This is a genomic window from Flavobacterium sp. (genome assembly GCF_003525665.1).
Lineage (GTDB): Bacteria > Bacteroidota > Bacteroidia > Flavobacteriales > Flavobacteriaceae > Flavobacterium.
In genome coordinates this window covers 1,073-5,383 of sequence record NZ_DQDX01000021.1, presented here as the reverse complement: position 1 = coordinate 5,383, position 4,311 = coordinate 1,073, and the positions used below count along the sequence as shown (strand labels likewise).

Sequence of the window (4,311 nt, the reverse complement as noted above, 5' to 3'; positions counted from 1 at the left end):
ACCCGAAACCTTTAAACCGCGTCAGAAGTAAAAGTCACATAACTTCTCTTTTTAAAAGGTCTCACGATTAATCTTCCTTCTCTGTCAAAACGAACGTAGTTGTATACCCAATTTAGAAAAACAACTGCTTTATTTTTGAATCCGATTAGTGAAAATAAGTGTACAAACATCCAAACGAACCATGCAAAAAGTCCGTTGAAATGGTATTTTGGTAAATCTACAACGGCAAGATTTCTTCCTACAGTTGCCATTGAACCTTTATCGTTGTATTCGAAGGGTTTCATAGGTTTGTTGGCTAAAAATTTAACTAAATTTTCACCAAGTAAAGCTCCTTGTTGTAATGCAGGTTGTGCCATCATTGGATGACCTTGTGGATATTCTTCGCTTTCCATTGAGGCAATGTCACCAATGGCAAAAATATTATCGTAACCAACTACTTGATTGTATTGGTTTACTCGAATGCGTTCTACACGTTCTACTAGAGATTTTGAATCCAAACCGTGAATGGCTGCACCTTGAACGCCTGCTGTCCAGATAACTGTTGCTGTTTCAAAAGTTAAATTGGAATTGGTTGTGATAGTTCTTCCGTCGTAATTAGTTACTCGAACGTTTTTGTGCACAATTACTCCTAAATCAACCAAGAATTTTTCGGCTGCTGCAGATGATTTTTCGGACATTGTGTTTAAAACTCGGTCGCCACTTTGAATAAGGTTGATTTCCATTTTGGAAATATCTAAATCGGGATAATCTTTTTGGAGAATGGCTCTTTTCATTTCGGCAAGTGCGCCTGCAAGCTCTACGCCTGTTGGTCCTGCGCCTACTAAAACGAAATTTATTAGCGCATTTTTATCTGCTTCATTTGTTGTCAGAACGGCTTGTTCAAAATTTTCTAGAATCAAACTACGAATATTCAATGATTGCGGAATGGTTTTCATTGACATCGAATTGCGTTCGATTTCTTTGTTACCAAAATAATTGGTTTTGGAACCGGTTGCAATTACTAAATAATCGTAATGTAAATCGCCAATTTCTGAAATAATCTTTTGGTTTGGCGTATCGATTTCTTTTACGGATGTTAATCTAAAATAGAAATCTTTGTATTCTTGGATTACTTTTCGAATTGGATAAGCTATAGAACCAGCTTCTAATCCGCCGGTTGCTACTTGATATAGAAGTGGTTGAAACGTGTGGTAATTATGTTTATCGAGTAAAACAACTTGTAGGTTTTTGTTTCTAAGCTTTTTGGCTATTGATAAACCTGCAAATCCGCCACCGATGATGACTACTCGTTTTTTATCTGATTGTGGAATGTTCATTGTAAAGTGAATTTTTCTAATATACAAATTTGGTGCTTTTTACACGAATTTCACGAATTTACACAAATTATTTTTGTTTGGAAATTACACGAATTTTGATGTTTTGAAAATAGTGTTTTGAAAATCTGATTTTAGGTAAGACGATTACTGTTTAGCCCTGATTGCAATGGAAATCCTTTAATTAATTGCCTTGGGTTAAAACCCAAGGCAATTAATTAAAGATTGGAATGGAAAGCAGGAATAGGGTTTATAAAAATGCGCGGGTGATTCGCTCCATAAAAAAAATGCTTATCTTGTAACAAAATCTAGTAAAGGTTTACTAACGTATATATGAGCGAGAATTTGGAACAAACATTTGTGCAGCAATTGCGTGAAAATCAGAATATAATCCACAAGATTTGTAGATTATATACGTCTGATGGTGATGCGCATAAGGACTTGTTTCAGGAGATTACGATTCAATTATGGAAGGCTTTTCCGAAGTTTCGTGGTGATGCCAAATTTTCGACTTGGGCGTATCGAGTCGCTCTAAATACTGCCATTACTTTGTATCGAAAGAGTACGCGAAGTGTTTCTACGGTGGAGTATGAAAAGCATAGTTTTTTTATTAGTCAAGACGAATATAATAGTGAGGAAGAAGACCAAATTAAATTGATGTATCAAGCTGTGCATCAGTTGAATGATATTGAGAAGGCGTTAGTTTTTATGTATCTGGAAGATAAAGATTATACAGAAATTGCCGAAACATTGGGTATTAGTGAGGTTAATGCAAGAGTTAAAATGAATAGAATAAAAGGAAAATTGAAAAAAATATTAAATCCGTAAGGTTATGATGGAAGAGTTGGATTTATTAAAAAAAGACTGGAAAAAGAACGAAAATTCTTTTGAACAGGTATCGGAAGTGGATATTTATAAAATGTTGCATAAGAAGTCGTCTTCAATTGTGAAGTGGATATTGATTATAAGCATTTTAGAATTTATTGTATTGAATGGAATTAGTTGGTTAATTAACGATCCAAAATTCGATAAATTTTTAATATTACATCCATATTTAAATCATTTAGATACATTGAATTATATTGTTGTAATAGTATTTATCTATTTGGTTTATAAAAACTATAAATCAATAAGCGTATTAAATTCATCTAAAACACTAATTGAACATATTTTAAAAACCCGAAGAGTTGTAACTTTCTATATTTATTGGAATATAATAATTGGAAGTATTTTTGGTGCATTCGGCGCGATTGATGGATTTAATGATGCGTATTCAGAAAATCATAATGTAGTAATAAAACAAACAAATTTAGAATACTTTATAGTTATTTTCTTTACTGTATTGATTTTAATAGGTTTAGTTTGGCTTTTCTATAAACTACTTTATGGGAACCTTTTAAATAGATTATCAAAAAACTACAATGAATTAAAGAAAATTGATTTATAAAAGAAAAGTCTCGTTCATAGCGAGACTTTTTCATTAATATTCCCACTGACGTAGGCGATTTAGTTTTTCTTGTTCTTCAATTTCTTCTAAAGGAATTACTTTAAGAAACGATGGATGTTGCTCAATAGCATATTCTACTTTTTCAACAATTTGCTCGATAGTTTCATTTTCGTAGTCTATCTCGAGTGGTTCTTTTATTGTAAATGATTGAAGGATATTTTTCTTTTTAAGGCGCAATCCTTTCTTATCAAAAGACCGTCTAAAACCGTCTATAACTATTGGAACGACAATTGGTTTGTGTTGCTTGATGATATGAGCGGTTCCTTTTCTTACGGGTTTAAAAGACTTTGTAGTTCCTTGCGGAAAGGTAATCACCCAACCATCTGCTAGAGCGATTTTAATATTTTCGGTGTCGTTTGGATTTACTTCTCTTTTTTCAGTAACGTCTTTTCCTCCTGCTCTCCAAGTTCTTTCTACAGTAATTGCTCCTACGTAAGCCATAATTCTTGGAAGTAATCCTGCTTTCATGGTTTCGCTTGCTGCAACGTAATAAACATTCATCTTTGGTTGCCACAAATAACCCACATTTTTGATGTTATCTTCTCTACCCGATAGACTTGCGTTAAAAACATGAAACATGGCTACAACGTCAGCAAAATACGTCTGATGATTGGATATAAAAAGCACATTTTTATCAGGTAAATTTCTAATAATTTCAGAACCTTCTATCTGTAACTCATTAAATCCACGATAACGCCTATGAGTTATCACACCGAAAATTCGGATAAGCCATTTCTTAATAAAAAGTATATGTCCAAAAGGATTTCGTTTAAATAATCCCATAATATTCATTAGAAAATTGAAAGACAAACATACAAAAATTAAAATTTATAGAACCATTTTCAATACATCTTTTAACTCACTCAACATCATTGCAGTTGCACCCCAAACGCTATGTTCTTCAATTTGAAAAACCGGAACTTCAATTAATTTAGAGTAAGAAGTCTCTAAATTTTTATTACTAATAATAGTATCGTCTAAAAGAGTTGCTAACGGTAATTCAATAATTCCTGCAACTTCCTCTTCTTGAAGATTAAATGTTAATTCTGTTTGAGAAACTCCTAAAAAAGGATACACCAAAAAATTACTTGGCGGAATATAAATAGAAGAAAAATCTCTAATAACATGAATATCATTTGGATGAATTCCTATTTCTTCATGAGTTTCTCGTAAAGCAGTTTGTTTTAAGTCAAAATCAATCTCTTCAACCTTACCACCCGGAAAAGCAATCTGCGAAGAATGAACTCCAGGATATGAATTTCGTACAATTAATATTAAATGCGTAACTTCATTTTTAGGATAAAACAACATCATTACAGCAGCTTTTCTTACCGAGCTAAGATCATAACTATTTTCCTCCATCATTTTAACTCTTTCCAAAGGAGCCATTTTAACATGTGAAGAAATAGAAGGCAATTCTACATTCGAAACATTTGTGATAGCATTAAAAAACAAGTCGAAATTCATAGTTATTAGTTCTAATTATTTTTA

The 4,311-nt window shown here is 32.5% G+C and carries 5 protein-coding genes; 2 read left to right on the top strand and 3 right to left on the bottom strand.

What is annotated here, in order from left to right:
* Window positions 1–11 precede the first annotated feature (11 nt).
* Window positions 12–1,316, bottom strand: a complete 1,305-nt coding sequence (locus tag DIU01_RS01480; protein WP_290831487.1) for an NAD(P)/FAD-dependent oxidoreductase — start codon at window positions 1,314–1,316, stop codon at window positions 12–14.
* 330 nt (window positions 1,317–1,646) lie between these two features.
* Here DIU01_RS01480 and DIU01_RS01475 point away from each other — a divergent pair, with 330 nt between their 5' ends.
* Both DIU01_RS01475 and DIU01_RS01470 read left to right on the top strand, forming a co-directional pair.
* The gene (locus tag DIU01_RS01475) at window positions 1,647–2,141 is read left to right on the top strand and encodes a sigma-70 family RNA polymerase sigma factor (RefSeq protein WP_290831486.1); all 495 of its coding nucleotides are present in this window, start codon (window positions 1,647–1,649) and stop codon (window positions 2,139–2,141) included.
* Window positions 2,142–2,145: 4 nt separating this feature from the next.
* On the top strand, window positions 2,146–2,760 hold the full coding sequence (locus DIU01_RS01470) for a hypothetical protein (protein WP_290831485.1): 615 nt from the start codon (window positions 2,146–2,148) through the stop codon (window positions 2,758–2,760).
* A 33-nt stretch (window positions 2,761–2,793) separates the two neighbouring features.
* Here DIU01_RS01470 and DIU01_RS01465 read toward each other — a convergent pair whose 3' ends face one another.
* Window positions 2,794–3,603 carry a 1-acyl-sn-glycerol-3-phosphate acyltransferase gene (locus DIU01_RS01465; protein ID WP_290831484.1) on the bottom strand — a complete coding sequence of 270 codons (810 nt, stop codon included), beginning with the start codon at window positions 3,601–3,603 and terminating at the stop codon, window positions 2,794–2,796.
* A gap of 45 nt (window positions 3,604–3,648) precedes the next feature.
* Window positions 3,649–4,287, bottom strand: coding sequence for a CoA pyrophosphatase (locus DIU01_RS01460; RefSeq protein ID WP_290831483.1), 639 nt, complete (start codon window positions 4,285–4,287; stop codon window positions 3,649–3,651).
* Window positions 4,288–4,311 lie beyond the last annotated feature (24 nt).